We start from the raw sequence: 19,976 nt of genomic DNA on the forward strand, positions 1-19,976 counted from the left end.
GGTGCCCAGCCGACCACCGCCCGCCCACCCCGAGTTGGGCCCTCCTGGCCCTAGCGTGCGCCGATGACGAGCCACGCGGCGTCCGACGCCGGTGTGGCGCGAGCCGGCGCACTGCTGGAGGTCGGCCGGATCGAGGCCGCCCGGCGGGAGATCGCGGACGTGCTGGCCGGCGATCCGGACAACGTCGAGGCGCTGTATGTGTTGGCCCGCGCGTACGAGGCGGAGGACGAGTTCGCCGCCATGCGGGACGCGGCGGCGCGGGCCGTGGCGGTCGCGCCCGGACAGCACGAGGGCCACCTGCTGCTCGCGTTCGCCCTGATCGGCGTGGAAGACCCGACGGCGGCACGAGCCAGCGCGCTGGAGACGGTCCGTCTCGCGCCCGAGGACTGGCGCGGGTACGCCGCGCTGGCGCTCGCCTCGCTCAACCTTGGGCAGCCGCGGCACGCGTTCCGGACGATCAAGCGGGCTGTGGGTCTGGCTCCGGAGTCGGCCGGCCCGCACTACATCCGGGCGCTCATGTTCCACTCGATCGGCTGGGACCTGTTCGCCAACCGGTCGTACCGCCGTGCGCTGGCCCTCGACCCGGAGCACACGGCAGCGCTCACCGGCCTCGGTCACATCGCCGCCACCCGAGGGCGGCTGGCGGCCGCCGCCGGGCATGTCAGCGCGGTGCTGGCCGCGGAACCGGCCAACCATGCCGCCCGTGCCGAACTGGATCGGGTGGTCATCGGCGGCTTCGGTGGTTGGGCGATGATGTCGGTCTGGACGGCCGGCTTCATCGGCATGTTCGCCATGCTTCCGTGGGTGTGGCTGCTGGTGCTGCTGCCGCCCGCGCTGTGGTCGCTGTGGGCCGCCCGGGCCTGGCGCGCCCTCACCCCGGGCGCGCGGGCATACGCCGAACACGTGGTCCGTACGGACATCCGGGCCCGCGTGCGGCTGTTCGGGTTGGCACTGTGCGCGCTCAGCGGGGCCGGCCTGTTCATCACCGCGCTGCGCCAGGATCCGGACCGGCCGCCGTCGGCCACCATGGTGGTCATGATGGTGGCGCACTTCGTGGCGCTGATCGTCAGCGGGGCGGCGGTCTTCACCGTCGACCGCAAGGTCGCCGGCCCGCCGCCCCCCGCGCCCGGATCCTCCTACGGGCGGGGCACGTCCCCGGCGGATGCTTCGTCGGCGGGGGTTCGGCCGGCAGGCGCCTCGGGGCTGGCCGCCGCCGCGTTCGCGCAACCGCCGGCCAGCGACCTGCTGGCCGAGCAGCGCGAGGCGTCGTACGCGGGCCGGTGGGCGATGCGCCTGGTCCGTGCCGGAGCGTTGTTCGCGGTGGTGCCGATCCTGCTGAGCGTCGATCCGCCGGCGTCGTGGCCGAGCCGGGCGATCGTCGGCACCGTCGCGCTGGCCGGGTTCCTCGGTTATGGCGCGTGGTCGCGGCGGCGGCTCATCCTCCGCCCCGGCCGGCAGAACGCCGCGCTCGGGATGCTGCTCGTCCCGCTGACCCTGGCCGCGCTGGCAGAGCTGGTCGCCATCGTGTTGGCCGCGGCCCTACCGTCCTCCGCGATGCCGCTGCCGGAGATTGTCGCTGTGCCGGCGGTCCTGGCCACCGGTGCGGGCCTGGTGGCCTGGCTGGGTTGGTTGCTCTACGCCGGCGCCCGTGGCCTCGCCCGCCTCGCCCGCAGCTCACGCCAGGGCTCCTCACATCACCGTTAGCGGCCCTGTATCGACGCCTCGGCCTGAGGGCGGTGAGCCAGCGCGTCACATCCCACCGGGCTGGCTCGTCCTCGGCGCAACCAACCACAGAAGAGGGCTCATGTTCGCCGCTTACGTCACGGTCACCATCCTTGCCTCGGTCTTCACCGGCATCGCCGCCGTCACCTACCTGAGCGGCCACGACTATCCCAAGGCTCAGGCGGACATGAAGCGCCTGCCACGCTCGTGGGTGCCGGTGCTGGGCATGTTGCTGGCGGCCGGCTCGTTGGGGCTGCTGGCCGGGTTCGCCGTACCACTGCTGGGAACGCTCGCCGCCGCCGGCCTCGTGCTGTACTTCCTCGGCGCGCTCTTTGCGCACCTGCGAGTCGGTTCCCGCCAGCTCGTGGGCTGGGCCGTGTTCTTCTCCACCGCGGTGGCCGCACTGGCCGTGAACCTGGCCTACCACTGGTGATCCGTGGCGGCAGTCGCCGCCAGAAATCGAACCGGACGGCCAACTCGCCGAAGCGTTGATCGCCGGCAGGTCGGCGCGGGCGTCAGCCGCGCCGCTGCCACCAGCGGCGCTTCGCGGCCGGCGCCGGCGCCGGCTGCTCCTCCTGCTCGTCCTCGTCGTCCTCGTCGGCGCGGGACAGCACGGCCGTCGCCAGCGCCCGGTCGTCCGCGCGGCAGCCGGGCGTGACCAGCATCAGCTTCGCCAGCGACTCCTCGATGGTGACCAGCCGGTTCGCCGCCACGGCCGCGTCGAGCCGGGCCCGGACGAGCTGGCGGACCTCCGCCCGCAGCTCGGGTTCCCGGTAGGCGGCGGTGACGAGCGCGAACAGGGCCGCGTCGGCGACCCAGTCCTCGACGCCGAAGGCGAGGTCCACCAGCACCTCGCGCCGGGTGGAGGTCGGCCACGGCTGGTCCTTGGCGTGGTGCAGGATGCCGAGGCACACCCACGGCTGCATGAGTCGGTACCAGTACGTCGGCGTCGACTTCGCCAGGTGCTGCCAGCGCGGAGTGTCCGGCGGACCAGGCAGGTGGACGAGCAGCCCGAGCAGGTCGGCCAGGGGCAGCTCACCGAGGGGGGCGGCCTTCACGTACCCGGAGAGCGGCGACGCCCAGGGCTCCCCGGCGACCTCGCGGAGCAGCCGGACCGCCGCGTCCGACGGCGCCGGCACGGTGGGCACCGGCTCGGTGCCGTCGTACCGCCAGACCACGTGCCGGCCCGACCGTACGGGCGTGCGGATGTCGGGCGGCGGGAACTCGGCGATGCCGATCCGGACCGGCCCGGCGACCCGGCGGAACGCGGTGACCGCGCTGGCCGGCTCCGCGGCCGACAGCCCGAGCTCGGAGACTTCCAGCTGCTCGCCCTGCGCCCGGCGGCCACCGATCTCGTTGGCCACGTTGGTGATCGCCTCGCTCGGCATCGGCACCCAGTTGAGCCAGGGCCGCTTCGATCCCGCCAGGGCGAACACCGCGTCGGTCATCCCGCACGGGTGCGGGTCGTCGTGTACGGCGACCAGCTCCGCCACGTCACCGGATGAGCGGAACCGCATCGCGTGCCGTGCCGCGTCCCGATGCGGGAAGGTGGGATCGTCGGCCATCTGCCGCAGGTCGGCATCCGCGTCGCCGGAAAACATGGCGGGGAGCGTAACAACTCGGGCGGTCCACGTGTGACCCCGTAGAGGGGCAGCGCCCCTCCGCCTCGGCTGGGCGCCCCTGCAGGACCGGCGCCGCCGTCCACGAGGGGCCCGGCGGGTGGGCACCGGGGCCCGACCGAGATCAAGGGCGCAGGCCGAGCCCGCCGTAGCCGTGCGACACCGCCGCGTGGGGCTCGCCGTCTGGCCGCCAGTCGGCCAGCCAGACCAGGCCGGGGTCGAGCAGCTCGTACCCCTCGAAGAAGCGCGCTGTGGCGGCGTGCGTGCGGGGGATCAGCGGCGCGCTGCTGCGCTGGTAGATCTCCCGCCCCTGCTGGGTGGGGACCGGCGGGGCGCCGTCCATGGTCAGGTGGGACAGCGCGAGCATGCTGCCCGGCGCGGTGGCGTCGCGCAGCCGGGCGACCGCCGCGTACGGGTCGTCGCTGTCGGGTACGAAGTGCAGGACGGCCACCAGCAGCACCGCCACCGGCTCGGTGAAGTCGATGTTGGCGCGCACGTCCGGGTCGGCCAGCAGCTCCTCCGGGCGGCGCAGGTCGCCGCGGACCACGACGGTGCGGCCGTCGACCGGCAGCAGCCGCCGGGCGTACGCGACGGCGACCTCGTCGTTGTCCACATAGACCACCCGGGCGGCGGGGGCGAGGGGCCGGACGACCTCGTGCACGTTGCCCTGGGTGGGCAGTCCCGCCCCGATGTCGAGGAACTGGCGTACGCCCTGCTCGGCCGCGTACCGGACGGCCCGGCGGAGGAAGGCGCGGTTGGTCTGCGCGGCCACTCCGGTGTCCGGGAAGATCGCCAGAATCTGCTCGGCGGCGGCCCGGTCGGCGGCGAAGTTGTGGCAGCCGCCCAGGTAGTAGTCGTACATCCGGGCGACGTTCGGCCGGGACTCGGCCTCGCTCGGGGTGGTCGTCGGCTTACCGGTCACGCCTGATGTGTAGCACCCTCTGCGACACACCGCTGACCCGCTGTGTCCTTGATCCGGCAGCGCTCGCCGCTCACCCTGGTACGACGGTGAGCAACGTCGACGTCCCAGGGAGGTACCGATGACCGGTAGGCGGGAGACCGTGGAGGTCGACCCGGCGGTGTTCCGCGCCGTCTACGACTCGCCCGCGTCGTTGCCGGGCCGGCACCGCTGGACCACCCCCGAGTCGGACGTGCGCCGGCTGGAGAAGCTGCTCAACATGCCGCCGCGCAGCATCGGCGCGCCGCTCTGGGTCAGCGGCGACGAACCGGACTGCCCGAAGTGCGGCCGCCGGGTGAACTGGTACGACATCGTCTCCTCCGCCCTGCACGGGGTGCACGACCGGACGATGATCGCCCGGGTGATCCTCGGCGAGCGCAAGTACGTCAACACCGAGGTCCCGGACGCCATCCCGGGCGTGCACTGCGCCGACTGCCGGACCCCGATCGACGGCCTGCGCAGCTTCAAGTGCCACAACTGGGCGTACGCCTTCGAGGCGCTGGAGGAGATCGTCGAGCGGATGTCCGGTCCGGTCGCGCAGCCCGCCCCGCGCCCGCCGTCGGACCCGCCGCCCGGGTCGTAGCCCGCGCCCGCCGGTCCTGTGAGGTCGCTGAGACTTCGGCTGCCGCACGGCCATTCCCCTGCCACCCTCCCGGCGCACGGAGTATGAACGGGAGGTGGGGAAAAGATGAACGAAACCGTTCCGACCGACGTTCCGGACATCAGCGCCGACTGGTACCACGACGTCGTTGAGTTCGCCGACCGTACGCCCCAGCCGGTCCACTGGTTCGCCACCCACTTCACCGAGGGCGCGATCGTGCTGCTCGGCGTGCTGCTGGTGCTGGCCGCGCTGACCCGGCTGGTCGGCGGCGACGTCCGGGACCGGGCGCTCGCCCTGGTCGCGCCGGTCGCGGTGGTCGCCGCGTACGGCGCCAGCGAAGGGCTGAAGAGCCTGGTCGCCGAGGACCGACCGTGCCGCAGCCCGGCCGACCTGGTGATCGTCGCGGGGCACTGCCCGGCGGTCGGCGACTGGTCCTTCCCCAGCAACCACGCCACGATCGCCGGGGCGTTGGCCGCCACCGCGCTGCTGCTGCACCGCCGGATCGGGCTGGTGGCCGTCCCGCTGGCCGTGCTCGCCGCGCTCTCCCGCGTCTTCGTCGGGGTGCACTACCCCCATGACGTGGCCGTCGGCCTGCTGCTCGGTGCCCTGATCGGCACCCTGCTCACCCCGCTGGCCGCCCGCCCGCTCGCCGACGTCCTGGCTCGCCTCTTCCCCCGCCCCACCGCCGCCCTGGCCCCACCCGCCCGCCGCTGACCCCACGCCCGCCCCGCCCCGCCTCGCCCGACCCGCTGCCCCCGCCCGCTGCGCCCTGATTCACGGAAAGAGTGCTCATCGGCCCCCGGATAGCCACTCTTTCCGTGAATCAGCGACCACCCGCCACCGCGCCGCCCGTTGCGCACTCGTTCACGGAAAGAGTGCTCATCGGGTGTCGCATGGCCACTCTTTCCGTGAATCAGGGGCCACCGGAAGCGGCGGCCCGCCACCCGAAGCGGCGGCGGGTCACCGGGAGCGGCGGCCCGCCACCCGAAGCGGCGGCGGGTCACCGGGAGCGGCGGCCCGCCACCCGAAGCGGCGGCGGGTCACCGGGAGCGGCGGCGGGCCACCGGAGGTGGCGGCGGGTCAGGGGGTGGGGAGGAGGAGGGTGAGGGCGGTGGCGGCGATGAGGAACGGGCCGAACGGGAGGTGGCTGGACCAGCGGACCCGGCGGGCCGCCAGCAGGGCCAGACCGACCAGCGCGGACAGCGCGAGGCTGAGCACCAGCCCGGTGACCAGCGCCGACCAGCCGTACCAGCCGAGCAGCGCCCCGACGCCGAGGGCCAGCTTGGCATCGCCCAGCCCGAAGCCGCGCCGGCCGAGCAGCAGCGTGGTCGCCGCGAAGCCCGCGCCGAGGACCAGCCCGGCGGCGGTGGCGCGCAGCCAGGGCGCGGACCCGGCCCCGGCCAGCGCGGCCGTCCCGAGCAGCGCCCAGGCACCGGCCGCCGCCGGCCAGGTGAGGCGGTCCGGCAACCGGTGCACCGCCGCGTCGACCAGGGCCGCCGGCACCGCCCAGGCCAGCCACCAGGCCACCGCCGCCCGCACCGCGACCGGTCCGGCGGCCAGCACCGGCACCGCCGCCGCGGCGACCAGGACCAGCTCGACCAGGCCCGGTGCCGCGCCGATCCGGGCCCGGCAGGCCGGGCACCGGGCCGCCGGCCCCAGCGCCGGCAGCGGCCGGTCCAGGCCGATTGGCGTGCCGCAGCGGTCGCACCCCGCGCGGTCCGCCGATCCGGCCGGTACGGCGTAGCGGGCGACCGCCAGCCGGGCCGGGGGTACGACCGCCAGGACGGCCAGCAGGCGTACCAGCCGGGGCCGGGTGACGTGCCACAGCCTGCGCCACGGCCCGGCGGAAGGGCGGGCGGTGGCCTCCGGGGGAGCGCCGTGGGCCCGTTCGACGGTCATGCCGGTCGCGCCGGACGGTTGCTCACCGTTCCACTCTGGAACACGGAGAGTAGTTTTGTGGGTCCCAGCGTGTGGCGCATGACGCGGAAAACGGCGTCGCGGTCGACCGGGGAGCGGCACCGGCGGCGGGCGGGGGAAGCCGGCCGAGCGGCCCGGATCGCAGGGGGACGGATCGGACCAGAGGCATCGATGCTGCACATTCTTCCGCCGCCCGACGCCCACCCGGGACGCCGGACCCCTTGACAGGTTGCGACCACTCCTGCCGCCGGCTCTGCCGGCTTTTCGACGCGGGTCACCATCCGGACATCCACCGGCCACCACCACCTGTCATCACTGAGCGTGTTCGAATGAATTGCCTCTGTTGCATCGGCGGGCGTCAGCTTATGCTCGCCCCTTGGGTACGACGCAACCCCCGATCAATTGGCGTCGGAGGCCAACCGGAGACAGCAGGTTTCGAATTAGTTAAAGATCCGTACAGGTAAATGCAGCGGTAGCCAGACGGGGCCCGGCAGAACACTTCCGGGTGCGCTTCCGCATGCCCGGAGTACGCCGGCGCGGCCACTCCGGGTCGCCACCGAGGAGGGCGCGGCGTTGCGAACACGGCATTCCCGCCGATGGACAATCTGCCTGCTCAGCCTGGCCCTGCTGGGCACGTCCGCCGGCTGCGGCACCGAACCGGAGGCGGCGGACGGCCCGCTGGCCGGGCACGACGTGGCACCGGCCGGTCATTCCGCAGCCGACGAACAGGCGGCCGGAAAGGCCGCGCTCGCCGCCTATTCCGGCTATCTCGAGGCATCCCGCGTGGCGAGTGCGCGCAGCGATCCCGCCCATCCCGCGTTGCCCCGATTCCTGGCGGATCCGCTGCTGACCCGGGTACGGGTGGCAATTCGCAACGCGAAGGAGCACGGCGCGATGCGTACCGGAAAACTGGTTTCCGACCCCACCGTCGTGGGGGTCGACCTGGCCGCCGACCCGCCCACCGTGGAGATCCAGGACTGTCTGGACGCGACCGGCTACCGCCTGGTCTACGCCAAGGACCACCGGGTCGTCCCCGGCACCCGCGGCGGGCGCTACCTGGCGACGGCCACCGCGACCCGCTACCCGGACGGCCGGTGGCTCATCAACGCTGGCGCGGCACACCAGGAGCAGCCGTGCTGACCTGGGGAGGAAGGGGTGTTCCGGCCCGCCCGACCCGGGCCGGGACGCCCCGCCGGCTGCTGCTCGCCACCGGGCTGGCGCTGCTGCTGACGCTGACCGGGTCGCCCGCCCACGCCGCCGGGCCGGGCGGCGACTGCCCGCCCGGGCAGAACGACTGCAACGTCTGGGACGACGATCCCGGCGTGCCCGGGGGACCGGGCGGCGGGGACACCGGGGGCGGGGGTTCCGGTGGTGGCACCGCCCCGAAGTGCCAGTGGAACGGCCGGGTCATCCCCTGCTACGACGAGCTGCTGGGCTGGTTCAACAACGGCGACGGCTGCTACTACAAGCTGGCCGAGCCGCAGCCGGAGGCGCCCGACGGCAAGCAGTGGTACGTCCGCACCTGCAACGGCGGTGACCTGGGCGACCAGTCCGTCGTCCTGCTCGACGCCCCGCCGCCCGGCTACGGCGCGCCGCCCGATCCGGAGGAACTGGCCCGCCGCGCGCTCGCCTCGATCTCGCTGCTGCCGCCCCGGATCGCGGTCGCGCCCCGGCGCAGCAAGGGACCGGGCCTGGTCGGGCTGCCGGTCTGGATGTGGGCCAGTTCCGGACCCTCGTACTTCGGGCCGCTGACCGCGTCCGCCTCGGACCGGGGCCTCACCGTCGAGATCACCGCCCGGGTGGACCGGATCGTCTGGACCATGGGCGACGGCCGGAAGGTCACCTGCACCGGGCCGGGCACGCCGTACTCGGCCACCGGGCCCCGGGCCGGGCAGACCTCCCCCGACTGCGGCTACGACCGGGGCTACGCGCGGGCCGGCACGTACCGGGTCAGCGCGACCACGTTCTGGACCGTGCACTGGTCCGGCGGGGGCGAGAGCGGCGACATCGCACAGAGCCGGGTCAGCGGAACCGTCCCGGTGCAGATCAACGAGCTTCAGGTGGTGACACGGTGAGCGCGAGGAGTGAGCCGGGTTTGCGAGCCCCGCAGTCGCGAACGGAGGTGGCGCCGTGAGTGTGGCGACCCGGAACGGGACCCCGATGGACGCGCCGGTGGCGCCACCCCGGGTGGTCCGCCAACGGCGGGTACGTCCCGGCCTGCTCGGCCTGGCGGTGCTGCTCATCGCCCTCGGCGGCCTCGGTGCGGCGTTCGCGGTGACCTCGGTCCGGTCGACCGGCAGCTACCTGGCGGTGGCCCGGCCGGTCGACGTGGGCCAGCAACTCACCCGCGACGACCTGGTCACCGTCCGGGTCTCCGGCGGGCGGGAACTGCGTCCGGTGCCGGCCAGCCGGGTGCGGGAGGTGCTGGGCCTGCGCGCCGCCGTCCGGCTGACCCCGGGCACGTTGCTGACCCGGGGCCAGCTCACCGAGGCCCCGCTGCTCGGTCCCGGGCAGCAGCAGATCGCGCTCGGCCTCAAGCCGTCGAAGGTGCCCGCCCGTACGCTCCACCCGGGCGACAAGGTCCTGCTGGTCAGCACGCCGGACCGGCAGGCCGACGGGACGGCCAACACCAGCGGCGGCACCCGGTTCGAGGGCACCGTGATCGACAGCAGCGCGCCGGAGAACGACGACCTGGTGGTCTACGTCGCGCTGGCCGTCCGCGACGTGCCGGCGGTGGTGGCGCTGGCCGCGGACGACCGGATCGCGCTCGTGCTCACCGAGGCGGCCTGATGGCGATCATCGCCCTGGTCTCCGCGAAGGGTTCCCCCGGCGTCACCACCGCCGCGCTGGCCGCCGCGTTGAGCTGGCACCGGCGGCTGGTCCTGGCCGAGTGCGATCCCGCGGGCGGCTCGATCCTCGCCGGCTACCTGGCCGGGGCGCTCGACGGTCCCCGGGGCATCGGCGAACTCGCCGTCGGGGAGCTGCGCGACGGCAACCTGGAGACGGCCTTCTGGTCGCAGCTGGTCGACCTGGACGCGCCGAAGCGGGAGCGGCTGCTGCTGCCGGGCGTGGTCGACCCGGCCCAGGCCGGCAGCGTCACCCCGCTCTGGCAGCGGTTCGCCGACTTCTTCGGCGGGCTGGAGAAGGGCGTCCCGCCGTACGACGTGCTGGTCGACTGTGGCCGGTTGCAGGTGAGCGGTCCACCGTGGCCGGTGCTGCGGGCCGCCGCGGTGGTGCTCCTGGTCACCCGCGCCCACCTGCCCGACCTGTCGGCCACCCGGTCGACGGTCCGGGCGATCGAACGGGACTTCACCGAGCACCGGGTGCCCCCGGGCACGCTGCGCCTGCTGGTGGTCGGCGACGGGCACGGCAGCAGCGAGATCAGCAAGGCGCTGCGGCTGCCGGTGATCGCCCGGCTGCCGCAGGACCCGCGTACCGCCGAGGTGCTCAGCCGGGGCGGCACCGTCCGCGCCGGGCGGCCGCTGATGCGCGCGGCCGGGGCCCTGGAGGTGCCGGTCCGGGCGCTGCTGGACCGGCGGCGGGCCCGGCTGGCCTGGCCCGGGGCCGGGCAGCCGCGGGCGGTGACCGCGCCGACCGGGCCGGAGGTGTCCGGTGCGGTTTGAGCCGGTCTCCCACGACCCGCGCGGGCAGCAGCCCGGCGCCACCTCCACCATGCCGCCGCTGGCCCCGCCGAACGGCCGGCACCCGCTCCCCGGGCCGGCCCCGGCGCCCGTCGCGCCGCCGCCCCGGCCCCGGATCGACTTCGCCGTGGTCCGCGAGCTGCGCCGGGAGCTGAGCGAGCGGCTCACCCTCTGGCAGCGCGGCCGGGAGTTCGACGCGGACGCCGAGGAGGTCGAGCGGGCCCGGCTGGCGGTCGCGGTGGTCTCCGCGTACGCCGACCAGGTGCGCCGGGCCGGCACGCCGATGCCCGCCGACGAGGAACGCCTGCTGCTCGACCAGGTGACCGCCGAGCTGGTCGGCCTGGGCCGGCTCCAGACGCTGCTGGTCGACGACACCATCGAGGAGGTGCACATCCTCGGCTGCGACCAGGTACGCATCACCCGGCACGGCGGCGGAGTCGACTGGGCCGAGCCGATCGCCGACAGCGACGACGAGCTGGTGGAGATCCTGCAGGCGGCGGCCCGCCGGGCGGGGGCCACCGAGCGGTCGCTCTCCACCTCGAAGCCGACGCTGGACCTGCAACTTCCCGACGGCAGCCGGCTGGCCGCGGTGTTCCTGGTCAGCCACCGCCCGTACGCGGTGATCCGCAAGCACAACACCCTGGCGGTGAGCCTGGAGGACATCGCCGGCGGCCGGCCCGACCTGGACGAGATGATCGACCCGCTGCTGCGCGACTTCCTCCGCGCGTCGATGCGGGCCGGGCTGAACATCATGGTCGCCGGGCTGGCCGGGGCCGGGAAGACCACGGTCATCCGAGCGCTGATGGACGAGATCCCGGCGGACGAGCCGTACGTGCTGCTGGAGGAGAGCCGGGAGCTGCTGCCGGCCCGCCGGGGGCACAAGCACCGCGCGGTGATGAGCTTCGAGGCCCGCGAGGGGCACGGCGAACGCGGGCTGGACGGACGGCCGGCCGGTGAGGTGAGCATCGCCGACCTGATCCCGGTCTCGCTGCGGATGGGCGTGCTGCGGATCATCGTCGGCGAGGTCCGGTCCCGGGAGATCGTGCCGATGCTCCAGGCGATGACCACCAGCCGCGGCTCGATGTGCACCATCCACGCCCGTACCCCGGCCGGGGTGAGCGAGCGGATCATCGAGCTGGCGCTCTCCCACGGCCGGGAGATGACGGTCGACCAGGCCCGCCGGATGGCGGGCAACGCGCTCGACCTGATCGTCTACGTCACGGTGGAGGACGAGACCGCGATCGGCGGCCGCAAGCACCGGTTCGTCTCGCACGTCGAGGAGGTCATCGGCGTCGGCGAGGGCAACCGGATCACCACCACCACGGTCTTCGGGCCGGGCCCGGACGGCCGGGCCGTGCCCCGGCACCTCCCCGAGCGGATCCGCGACGAACTCCTGCGGGTCGGCTACGACGCCCGGCTGCTGACCCGCTTCGTCGAGGCCGGCACCGGCGCCTGGCGTCGGCCCCGGCACTCCCGGCTCGGACGGCGGTAGGTCATGGCCACCATCGAACTCGTCGCCCTGGTCTCCGGGGCGGTCTGCGTGGCCGGTCTGGTGCTGGCCGTGGTCGCGCTGGTCGGCACCCGTCGGCCGCCCGGCCGGGGCCCGGGTGCGGGGCCGGGTCTGCGCCGGCTCTGGACCGGCTCCGGGGCGAGCCGGCGCGAGCAGCACCGGTACCGACTCCTGCTCGGCGCGGCGGTGGTCGCCGGCGCGCTGGCCTTCCTGCTGACCGGGCTGCCGGTGGTCGGGCTGCTGGTGGCGCTGGCAGTGCCCGGGGTGCCGTGGCTGTTCGCGGTCGGCCGGGCCGAGCAGCGGGCGATCGCCCGGATCGAGGCGGTCGGCGAGTGGACCCGCCGGCTGAAGGACATCTGCGGCACCGGCCAGGGCCTCCAGCAGGCCGTCATCGGCACCGTCGCGACCGCGCCCGAGGAGATCCAGGAGGAGGTACGCACCCTGGCCGCCCGGTTGCAGGCGGGCTGGCTGGCGAAGTCGGCCCTGCTCGCGTTCGCCGACGAGATCGGCGACCCGGTCTGCGACCAGGTGGTGGCGGCGCTGATCCTGCACCTGACCGACCGGGGCGAGCGGCTGGGTGACGTGCTCGGCTCGATCGCCTCTGCGGCGTCGGCGGAGGTGGCCACCCGGCGGGAGGTCGAGGCGAAGCGGACCCAGCCCCGGTTCGCGGTCCGCTTCCTCACCGGGATGACCCTGGCCGCGCTCGCGTACGGGCTGGTCAACCGCGAGTACGTGCGGCCGTACGGGACGCCGTTCGGGCAGTTGGTGATGGCGGTGCTCGGCGCCGCCTTCGTCGGGCTGCTGGTCTGGGTGCGCTCGATGAGTCAGCCGCCCCGGCCGGCGCGCTTCCTGCCCGCGCCCGACCCGGAGGAGGCGATCGCGTGAACCTCATCGTCAACTGGCAGCTCGCCGTCGCCGTGCTCGGCGGGTCGGCCGTCGGCCTCGGCCTGTTCCTGGTGGTCCGCGAGGCGCTGCCGGCCACCCCGGCGCTCGGCCCGGCCCTGCGCCGGCTGCACCAGCCGCCCGGCCAGGTGACCGGCACCGGCAGCGGGCCGGACTGGCTGGCCGGCCTGTCCCGCTGGCTGCGCCCGCCGCACCGGCAGCTCGCCCTGCTCGACCGCACCCCCGAGCAGTACGCCCTGTCGGTGCTGCTCTCCGCGCTGATCGGGTTCGCCACCCCCGCCGTGCTGTCGGCCGTGCTGTTCGCCGGCGGGGTGTCGCTGCCGCTGGTCGTGCCGGTGCTGGGGAGCCTGGGGCTGGCGTTCCTCGCCGGGCTGGTCGCACACCGGGACGTGCTGGCGAAGGCGGAGGCCGCACGGGACGAGTTCCGCCAGGCGGTCTGCACCTACCTGGACCTGGTGGCGTTGCAGCTCTCCGCGGCGCACGGCCCGGTGCAGTCGCTGGAACGCGCGGCGGCGATCTGCGACGGCTGGGTCTTCGACCGGATCCGGGAGGCGCTGCGGATCGCCCAGCTGCAGATGCACTCGCCCTGGGACGAGTTGCAGGTGCTGGCCGACCGGATCGGCATCCCGGAGCTGGGCGACGTGGGCGCGATCATGCGCTCCTCCGGCAGCGAGGGCGCCCAGGTGCACGAGACCCTGCGCAGCCGCGCCGACTCGCTGCGCGACCAGATCCGTACCGACAACCTGGCCCGGGCCGAGGGGGTGACCAGCCGGCTGGACATCCCCGGCTCGCTGCTGGTGTTCGTCCTGCTCGGCTTCGCCGTCTATCCGTTCCTCGCCCGGCTGTGACCCCACCCCGAAAAGGAGCCCCGACATGCATCTGATCACCTACCTGCACGCGGCGCTGGCCGCGCGCCTGGCCGAGCTGCGCCACGAGGCGGAGCGCGGGGACAGCCCGGTCCCCACCGCCGTGATCATCTTCGGTCTGGTGGCGGCGGCCATCGCGGTCACCGGGCTCGTCATGGCCCGGGCGAACAACTGGATGAACGCCGTTCCGACGGCGCCCTGACGGCCGACCATGCGGCGACCACTGTGGCGCGTCGACGGCCGGGCGGCGGCTGCCGCCCGGCCGCGCCGGCCCGCCCACGGCCTCCGCCGGCCGGTCGCGGCCGTCCGGCGACGGCTCCAGGAGGGTGGTACGGACCGGGGGGCGAATCCGGTGGAGCTGGCGGTGGTGATGCCGGTGATCCTGGTGCTGCTCTTCGGGTCGATCCAGCTCGCGGCGCTGTTCGTCGCCCGCTCCACGGCGTTGCACGCGGCGCAGAGCGGGGTCAACGCCCAGCGCGTCCTGGCGGCGCCGCCCGGGGCCGGTGAGGCGCGCGCCCGGCGCTTCCTCCGGGCGGCCGGCGACTGGCTGGTCGGCTGGGACGAGCGCGGGCCGCGCTGCGTCACCACCGCCACCGAGGTCACCTGCACGGTGACCGGCCGGTCCCTCTCGGTCGTCCCCGGGGTCAGCTTCCCGGTCCGGCAGACCGCCCACGGCACCGTCGAACGCTGGACGACGGGGTGAGGCGGGTGCGGGAACGCGGATCCGTGTCGATCGAGGTGGCGGTGCTGGCCCCGGCCTTCATCGGGCTGATGGTGCTGGCCGGCGTGGTGGGACGTACGGCGGTCGCCGACGAGGCGGTGGAGTCCGCGGCGCACGACGCCGCCCGGGCCGCCTCGATCGCCCGGGACGCGGCCACCGGCCGGGCCGCGGCGACGGACGCCGCCCGGCGGCGGCTCGACTGGCGGGGACTGAGCTGCGCCGGGGCACCGACACTCGCGTTCAGCGGCACGGTCCGGGGCGCGGCGACCAGCTTCGCGGCGGCGTACCGGGCCGCTCCGGGGGTGCCGGCGACGGTGAGCGTCCGGGTGACCTGCCGGGTCACCTTCGCCGACCTGCGGGCGCCGGCGCTGCCCGGGGTGCCCGGCTCGCACACCGTGGCGGCGACCTTCACCTCGCCGCTGGACACCTACCGGAGCCGGCGATGACCGGGTGGCGGGGCCGGGAGAGCGGCCGGGTCAGCCTCTTCCTCGCCGCCGCGCTGACCGGCGTCCTCGTGGTCATCGGGCTGGCGTACGACACCGCCGGCCAGTTGCGCTCGGTGCAGCGCGCCGACGACCTCGCCGCCGAGGCGGCCCGCAGCGGCGGCCAGATCATCGACCGCGCCCGGGCGATCGAGGGCGGTCCGAAGGAGATCGACGAGGCGGGCGCCCGGGTCGCCGTGGCGGACTACCTGCGCGCCGCCGGCGGGGTGCGGGGCCACACCGTCAGCTTCCCGGTGGTCGACGGCGAGAAGCAGATCCGGGTACGCGTCCGGATCACCTACCGCCGGGACCTGCTCGGCCTCTTCGGCTTCAGGAACACCGTCACCGTCACCGGTGAGGCCACCGCACGGGCCCTCACCGGGGCCCCGTAGGAAGGGAAGGCAGCCATGGCCGCACCGCAACGCTCCGCCGTACGCCGGACCGGCCAGGTCCTCACCGGGCTGGGTGCCCTCGTCGTGCTCTGCGCGGTGCTGGCCGGCGGCCCGGTCGCGCTCCTCACCTTCGCCGGCAATCCCCTCCCCGACCACCTGCCCACCCTCGCCGAGGTGGGTACGGCGTTGACCAGCCGCGACGACGGCCAACTCTTCCTGCGGGCGCTCGCGCTGGTGGGCTGGTTCGGCTGGGCGACGTTCGCCTTCTCCGTACTGGTGGAACTGCTGGCGGCGGCGCTGCGCCGGCCGGCGCCCCGGCTGCCCGGGATGGGCCGGCAGCAGCGGGCGGCGGCCGCCCTGGTCGGCTCGGTGGCGCTCATCCTGGCGGCGAGCCCGGCCGCGGCGAGCGCCGCCGCGCTGACCGCCCCGCAGCCGGCTGCCGCCGCCCCGGCGGTCGTCGCGGCGCCGGCGCAGGCCACCCCGCCGGCCCGGACCGCGTCGCTGACCACGGAGCCGGCGGTGTACCGGGTGGCGAAGGGCGACTACCTGGGCGAGGTGGCGGAGCGCTACCTGGACGACTTCGACCGCTACCGGGAGTTGGCCCGGCTGAACCGGCTCGCCGACCCGGACCGGATCCACCCCGGCCAGCTGCTGAAGCTGCCCGAGGGGGCGGTCGACGACGGCGCCCGCCGGCACGCCACCGGCCAGCTGGTGGTGCGCCCCGCGTCCCCGTCCCGGCCGGCTCCCGCGCCCCGCCCCCCGGCCGCGACGCCGCACGGTCCGGGCTCCACGGCCACACCACTCGCGCCGTCGGGTGACGGTTCGTCGGTCACGCCGCACGGCCCGGGCGCGGGCGTCACGGCGAAGCCGGACGGCCCCGGTGCGGGATCGACGGCCGCGCCCGGCGGCGGATCGGGGGCGACGGCCGACGGGGGCGGCGCCGGCACGGCCGGCCAGCCGACCAGGCCCAAGCCCTCTCCATCGGGGATCGGGACGTCGAGGTCCACGGTGGAGGAGCCGGCGGGCCCGCCCCCGGCGATGGCGGTGGGCGCCTCCCGGGCCACCGCCGACGACGAGGGGATGAACCGGCCGCTGGCGATCTCGGCGGTGCTGGCGGTGGCCAGCATCGTCGGCGCGCAGATCGGCGCGGTGCTCGGCCTGCGCCGCCGCCCGGCTCCCCGCGCCCTGATCACTGGCCGCCACCGCAAGGACTGACGGCCGGCCACGGACGCCGACGGGCAGATCTTGGAAGATTTCGGCCCTTCAGAGGGCCGTTTTCTTCCAAGATCCGCGCATGGCGGCCGGTCAGGGGAGGCGGGCCTCCAGGCGGCCGTCGACCACCCGGGTCGGCAGGGTGACCTGGTCGTTGGCGGCCGGGCCGTGCACCACCTCGCCGCCGCTGGTGAGCCGGAACGTGCTCCCGTGCCACGGGCACACCACGCAGTCGTGCCCGTCGATCTCCTGCACCTGGCCCTCGCCGAGCGGACCGCTCTCGTGCGGGCAGCGCTCCAACATCACGGTGACCTCGTCGCCGTACCGGTACACGATCACCGACACGTCGTCGTCGATCTGCCGGGTGACGAGTTGCCGCTGCGGCAGGCTGGACAGCTCCCCCAGCGGCTGCCAACCGTCGCGCACCCGGTGCAGCTCCGAGATGCTCTGGCTGACCTGGGCACCCTGCTTGTACGCGAGGTGTCCACCCAGGTACGCCCCACCGCTCGCCGCCGACAGCCCCAGGTACGCCAGCGCTCGGCCCAGGTCGTACCGGCCGTTGCGCCGGGCGGCCAGCGAGGCGGCGTAGCAGGTCAGGCCGATGACGTTCGCGCTGGCGTGCACCAGGCCGATCCGGCGCTGGTCGCGGGAGAGGGCCGCCCAGTCGTTCAGCCCGGCGACGGCGGACGGCAGGGCGCTGACCGTGCCGAGCCCGATCAGGGTGGTCGCCGCCCGGCGCTGCCCGGGTAGCGCGTCGAGCACCGCGGCGCTGATCCAGGCGCCGACCGGCACCTGCACCATCGCCGGGTGCAGCGGGTGCCCCAGCCAGACGCCGTGCAGCAGGTCCCGGATCCGCTGACCGCGGAGGGCACCCTGGACGACCCGCTGGAGCCGGTCGCCGATCCTGTCCAGCCCGGAGGCCTGTTCGAGTTTGTTCACTAGTCCGCGCACCTGGTCCGACTTCCCGGCAGAACAGGTCCCAAACCGGCCGGCAACGGCGATTCACCCGTCCGAGGTCGTCCCCGCCTCCAAGGTCGCGCTCGATCGTGGAAGTAGTGGCCTCGGAGCGGCGGCGAGGCCACTACTTCCCGGAAACAGTGGCGCCCCCGTCAGCCCCGCCACCGATCGGCGTGCACGGCGGCGGCGAGCGGTCGGGGCGTACGCCAACCGTGGCGGACCAGGTCGGGGACGGTCTGGAGGTGGCTGACCGGACCGAGGCAGAGCCAGGCGACCGGGCGTACGCCGGGCGGGACGCCGACCAGGTCGGCCAGGAACGGCTCCCGGTAGAAGGACACCCAGCCGACGCCGAGCCCTTCGGCGGTGGCCGCCAGCCAGAGGTTCTGGATCGCCAGACAGACCGAGTAGAGGCCGGCGTCGGCGATGGCGTGCCGGCCGAGCACCGCCGGCCCGCCCCGCTCCGGGTCGTACGTGACCACGACCGAGAGCGTCGACTCCAGCACCCCGTCAATCTTGATCCGGGCGAAGCGGGCCGCCGCGTCCCCGTCCAGGCCGGCCGCGAAGGTGTCCCGCTCGACCTGCACGTGGGCGTGGAAGCGGCGCCGGGTCTCCGGGTCGCGGACCAGGATGAAGTCCCACGGCTGCGAGTTGCCCACGCTCGGCGCGGCGTGGGCGGCGGTCAGGATCCGGTCGAGGACGTCGTCCGGCACCGGTTCCCCGGTGAACTCGGCGCGTACGTCGCGACGGCGGTGGATGACGTCGTACAGGTCCACAGGCAGGCTCCCGCTGCGCTCGGCCCACACGAGGGTGGGCGACTGACGCGAGGCCGGTCTTCGGACTCCCGGATCGACGCCCACCCGTCCGCCTTCCCGGCCGTACGGCCAGTGGCTGCGCGTGACGCGCGTGGACGGAGGCTCCCCGGTCACCGCGGCGGGCCCGTGCCGGATTCACACCGGCTTCCCGATTCTCCCCACGCAGGCGGGGCACCTCGCATGATCGTTGCCGCCGCCGATGCTAGTCGGCGCAGTCCGGCCGCATCGGGTGACGGGCCCACCCGGGAAATCCGTCGCGGCACGCGCCTCGGCCCGTCATCGTGGTCCGGGTGTACGCGCACGCCTCCCGTACCCCGTCGTCGGCCGCCACGGCCCGGTTCGTCGCGGCGCTGGGCCGCCCCGAGGCCGTACCGCCGCCCCTGCTGATGCTGCTCGGCATGGTCTCCACCCAGGTCGGCGCGGCGGTGGCCAAGCAGCTCTTCGCCGCCACCAGCCCCGGCGGTACGACCACCCTGCGGCTCGGCCTCGGCGCGCTGGTCCTGCTGGCGGTCACCCGCCCGAGCCGTTGGCCCGGCTGGCGGGCGGCCGGCCTGATCGGGGCGTTCGGGGTGGCCATGGCGGCGATGAACCTCGCCTTCTACGCCGCGCTCCAGCGGGTGCCGCTCGGGGTGGCGGTCACCGTCGGCTTCGCCGGCCCGCTGCTGGTGTCGCTGCTGGGCAGCCGGCGGGTGGTCGACGTGCTCTGGGCGGTGCTGGCCGGCACCGGCGTCCTGCTGCTGGCCGGCCTGGGCGGGGCCGGGGTGGACCCGTTCGGCCTGCTGCTCTGCGCGCTGATCGCGGTCGGCTGGGCCGGGTACGTGCTGCTCGGCAAGGCGATGAGCGGGCACGTGCCGGGCAGCCGGGGGCTGGCGCTCGGGATGGCGGTGGGCGCGGTCTGCGTACTGCCGTTCGGGGTGGCGTCCGGCGGGACCGAGCTGCTGGACCCCCGGATCGTCGCACTCGGGCTCGGGGTGGCGCTGCTGTCGTCCGTGCTGCCGTACTCGGCGGAGCTGGCCGCGCTGCGCCGGATGCCGGCCCGGGTCTTCGCGGTGCTGCTCAGCCTCGAACCGGCGGTGGCGGCGGGGGTCGGCGCGCTGCTCCTCGGCGAGTTGCTGGCCTGGCCGCAGGTGGCCGGCGTGGCCTGCGTGGTGGGTGCCGCCCTCGGCGCCACCCTGGCCCGCCGCGGCTGAGTCATCGGGCCCGCGCCCAGGTGAGGAAGCGCTCGGTCAGGTCCTCCGCCACGGCCGACCCGTTGAGTTGCGACAACTGCGCACCTGCCTCCGCCATCAGGGTGCTGAGGTAGATCAGCAGGGCGGTCCGGTCCGCGCGGTACTCGACCAGGAGTGCGAGCCGCGCCGGCTGGCAGGGCCACGGCGCGCCGCAGGTCCGGCACAGCCAGAGCGGACGCATCGGCAGGTGAGGGCGGGCCGCTCGGCTCATCTCGGGCCGCCGTTCCGCCACCCGCCGGCCCGCCACCGCTGCGCCCGAGTGAGGTTGCCGGCCCGGCCGGGCCCGTCGGTGGGGAAGACGTCCGTGGGTTGGCTCGCCCACGCCGGGCGCTCGTTGTGCGGGGTCCGCTGCCGGGGTACGCGCGGCGCCGCCTCGGGCCGGTGCCGCCAGAACCGGATACGCATGCCTGTCCTTTCCCGTCGGGTTGGAAGGG

General features: G+C 75.0%; 24 protein-coding genes and 1 riboswitch. Of the genes, 17 read left to right on the forward strand and 7 right to left on the reverse strand.

The genetic code is table 11. The annotated features are described in order from the left end of the window. Nucleotides 1-63 precede the first annotated feature (63 nt). The gene (locus tag ACGFI9_RS08895) at nucleotides 64-1,704 is read left to right on the forward strand and encodes a tetratricopeptide repeat protein (protein ID WP_393176538.1); all 1,641 of its coding nucleotides are present in this window, start codon (nucleotides 64-66) and stop codon (nucleotides 1,702-1,704) included. Between the two features lie 100 nt (nucleotides 1,705-1,804). After that, nucleotides 1,805-2,155, forward strand: a complete 351-nt coding sequence (locus ACGFI9_RS08900; RefSeq protein WP_393176540.1) for a DoxX family protein — start codon at nucleotides 1,805-1,807, stop codon at nucleotides 2,153-2,155. Nucleotides 2,156-2,237: 82 nt separating this feature from the next. On the opposite strand, the gene ACGFI9_RS08905 is transcribed toward ACGFI9_RS08900, so the two are convergent. Both ACGFI9_RS08905 and ACGFI9_RS08910 read right to left on the reverse strand, forming a co-directional pair. Further along, entirely contained in the window at nucleotides 2,238-3,323 is a 1,086-nt protein-coding gene (locus tag ACGFI9_RS08905; RefSeq protein ID WP_393176542.1) for a hypothetical protein, read from the reverse strand. 142 nt (nucleotides 3,324-3,465) lie between these two features. Further along, on the reverse strand, nucleotides 3,466-4,263 hold the full coding sequence (locus tag ACGFI9_RS08910) for an SAM-dependent methyltransferase (RefSeq protein WP_393176544.1): 798 nt from the start codon (nucleotides 4,261-4,263) through the stop codon (nucleotides 3,466-3,468). A 118-nt stretch (nucleotides 4,264-4,381) separates the two neighbouring features. On the opposite strand from ACGFI9_RS08910, the gene ACGFI9_RS08915 reads away from it, so the two are divergent. Beyond that, on the forward strand, nucleotides 4,382-4,882 hold the full coding sequence (locus tag ACGFI9_RS08915; RefSeq protein ID WP_393176546.1) for a hypothetical protein: 501 nt from the start codon (nucleotides 4,382-4,384) through the stop codon (nucleotides 4,880-4,882). Between the two features lie 105 nt (nucleotides 4,883-4,987). After that, nucleotides 4,988-5,614 carry a phosphatase PAP2 family protein gene (locus tag ACGFI9_RS08920; protein ID WP_393176548.1) on the forward strand — a complete coding sequence of 209 codons (627 nt, stop codon included), beginning with the start codon at nucleotides 4,988-4,990 and terminating at the stop codon, nucleotides 5,612-5,614. Nucleotides 5,615-5,980: 366 nt separating this feature from the next. Here ACGFI9_RS08920 and ACGFI9_RS08925 read toward each other — a convergent pair whose 3' ends face one another. After that, nucleotides 5,981-6,799: a prepilin peptidase gene (locus ACGFI9_RS08925; protein ID WP_393176550.1), complete on the reverse strand. Its 819-nt coding sequence runs from the start codon at nucleotides 6,797-6,799 to the stop codon at nucleotides 5,981-5,983. Nucleotides 6,800-7,390: 591 nt separating this feature from the next. Between ACGFI9_RS08925 and ACGFI9_RS08930 the strand changes: the two genes are divergently transcribed. The 12 genes from ACGFI9_RS08930 to ACGFI9_RS08985 are packed head-to-tail and all read left to right on the forward strand — an operon-like array spanning nucleotide 7,391 to nucleotide 16,547. Beyond that, complete coding sequence (locus ACGFI9_RS08930; RefSeq protein ID WP_393176552.1) at nucleotides 7,391-7,957, forward strand: hypothetical protein; 567 nt, start codon at nucleotides 7,391-7,393, stop codon at nucleotides 7,955-7,957. Beyond that, nucleotides 7,951-8,892, forward strand: coding sequence for a hypothetical protein (locus ACGFI9_RS08935; protein WP_393176554.1), 942 nt, complete (start codon nucleotides 7,951-7,953; stop codon nucleotides 8,890-8,892). The genes ACGFI9_RS08930 and ACGFI9_RS08935 overlap by 7 nt, the downstream gene beginning before the upstream one ends. A 55-nt stretch (nucleotides 8,893-8,947) precedes the next feature. After that, nucleotides 8,948-9,607 carry an SAF domain-containing protein gene (locus ACGFI9_RS08940; protein WP_393176556.1) on the forward strand — a complete coding sequence of 220 codons (660 nt, stop codon included), beginning with the start codon at nucleotides 8,948-8,950 and terminating at the stop codon, nucleotides 9,605-9,607. Further along, nucleotides 9,607-10,440, forward strand: a complete 834-nt coding sequence (locus tag ACGFI9_RS08945) for a ParA family protein (RefSeq protein WP_393176558.1) — start codon at nucleotides 9,607-9,609, stop codon at nucleotides 10,438-10,440. Before ACGFI9_RS08940 ends, ACGFI9_RS08945 begins: the two co-directional genes overlap by 1 nt. Beyond that, nucleotides 10,430-11,950: a CpaF family protein gene (locus ACGFI9_RS08950; RefSeq protein WP_393176560.1), complete on the forward strand. Its 1,521-nt coding sequence runs from the start codon at nucleotides 10,430-10,432 to the stop codon at nucleotides 11,948-11,950. The genes ACGFI9_RS08945 and ACGFI9_RS08950 overlap by 11 nt, the downstream gene beginning before the upstream one ends. Nucleotides 11,951-11,953: 3 nt before the next feature. Next, nucleotides 11,954-12,853: a type II secretion system F family protein gene (locus tag ACGFI9_RS08955; RefSeq protein ID WP_393176562.1), complete on the forward strand. Its 900-nt coding sequence runs from the start codon at nucleotides 11,954-11,956 to the stop codon at nucleotides 12,851-12,853. 5 nt (nucleotides 12,854-12,858) lie between these two features. Beyond that, nucleotides 12,859-13,719 carry a type II secretion system F family protein gene (locus ACGFI9_RS08960; protein ID WP_393176685.1) on the forward strand — a complete coding sequence of 287 codons (861 nt, stop codon included), beginning with the start codon at nucleotides 12,859-12,861 and terminating at the stop codon, nucleotides 13,717-13,719. 25 nt (nucleotides 13,720-13,744) lie between these two features. Then, nucleotides 13,745-13,939 (forward strand): hypothetical protein, encoded by a 195-nt coding sequence (locus ACGFI9_RS08965; protein ID WP_393176564.1) that lies wholly within the window; start codon nucleotides 13,745-13,747, stop codon nucleotides 13,937-13,939. Nucleotides 13,940-13,960: 21 nt separating this feature from the next. Continuing rightward, nucleotides 13,961-14,440 carry a TadE/TadG family type IV pilus assembly protein gene (locus ACGFI9_RS08970; protein ID WP_393176687.1) on the forward strand — a complete coding sequence of 160 codons (480 nt, stop codon included), beginning with the start codon at nucleotides 13,961-13,963 and terminating at the stop codon, nucleotides 14,438-14,440. Continuing rightward, nucleotides 14,437-14,904 (forward strand): TadE/TadG family type IV pilus assembly protein, encoded by a 468-nt coding sequence (locus ACGFI9_RS08975; protein ID WP_393176566.1) that lies wholly within the window; start codon nucleotides 14,437-14,439, stop codon nucleotides 14,902-14,904. The genes ACGFI9_RS08970 and ACGFI9_RS08975 overlap by 4 nt, the downstream gene beginning before the upstream one ends. Continuing rightward, nucleotides 14,901-15,332: a hypothetical protein gene (locus ACGFI9_RS08980; protein ID WP_393176568.1), complete on the forward strand. Its 432-nt coding sequence runs from the start codon at nucleotides 14,901-14,903 to the stop codon at nucleotides 15,330-15,332. Before ACGFI9_RS08975 ends, ACGFI9_RS08980 begins: the two co-directional genes overlap by 4 nt. Before the next feature lie 15 nt (nucleotides 15,333-15,347). Continuing rightward, nucleotides 15,348-16,547 (forward strand): LysM peptidoglycan-binding domain-containing protein, encoded by a 1,200-nt coding sequence (locus ACGFI9_RS08985; protein ID WP_393176570.1) that lies wholly within the window; start codon nucleotides 15,348-15,350, stop codon nucleotides 16,545-16,547. A gap of 90 nt (nucleotides 16,548-16,637) precedes the next feature. Here ACGFI9_RS08985 and ACGFI9_RS08990 read toward each other — a convergent pair whose 3' ends face one another. Further along, complete coding sequence (locus ACGFI9_RS08990) at nucleotides 16,638-17,495, reverse strand: Rieske 2Fe-2S domain-containing protein (protein WP_393176572.1); 858 nt, start codon at nucleotides 17,493-17,495, stop codon at nucleotides 16,638-16,640. 158 nt (nucleotides 17,496-17,653) lie between these two features. Then, a complete protein-coding gene (gene bluB / locus ACGFI9_RS08995) occupies nucleotides 17,654-18,274 on the reverse strand; it encodes a 5,6-dimethylbenzimidazole synthase (protein WP_393176574.1) in 621 nt (206 codons plus the stop codon). 33 nt (nucleotides 18,275-18,307) lie between these two features. Then, nucleotides 18,308-18,507, reverse strand: a riboswitch (cobalamin riboswitch). 96 nt (nucleotides 18,508-18,603) lie between these two features. On the opposite strand from bluB, the gene ACGFI9_RS09000 reads away from it, so the two are divergent. Further along, on the forward strand, nucleotides 18,604-19,503 hold the full coding sequence (locus ACGFI9_RS09000) for a DMT family transporter (protein ID WP_393176576.1): 900 nt from the start codon (nucleotides 18,604-18,606) through the stop codon (nucleotides 19,501-19,503). 1 nt (nucleotide 19,504) lies between these two features. Here ACGFI9_RS09000 and ACGFI9_RS09005 read toward each other — a convergent pair whose 3' ends face one another. Together ACGFI9_RS09005 and ACGFI9_RS09010 are read right to left on the reverse strand one after the other, a co-directional pair. Continuing rightward, nucleotides 19,505-19,753: a flavin reductase gene (locus ACGFI9_RS09005; protein ID WP_393176578.1), complete on the reverse strand. Its 249-nt coding sequence runs from the start codon at nucleotides 19,751-19,753 to the stop codon at nucleotides 19,505-19,507. Beyond that, nucleotides 19,750-19,947 (reverse strand): hypothetical protein, encoded by a 198-nt coding sequence (locus ACGFI9_RS09010; protein ID WP_393176580.1) that lies wholly within the window; start codon nucleotides 19,945-19,947, stop codon nucleotides 19,750-19,752. The genes ACGFI9_RS09005 and ACGFI9_RS09010 overlap by 4 nt, the downstream gene beginning before the upstream one ends. Nucleotides 19,948-19,976 lie beyond the last annotated feature (29 nt).

The organism is Micromonospora sp. NPDC048930 (genome assembly GCF_043197935.1).
Taxonomy (GTDB): domain Bacteria; phylum Actinomycetota; class Actinomycetes; order Mycobacteriales; family Micromonosporaceae; genus Micromonospora.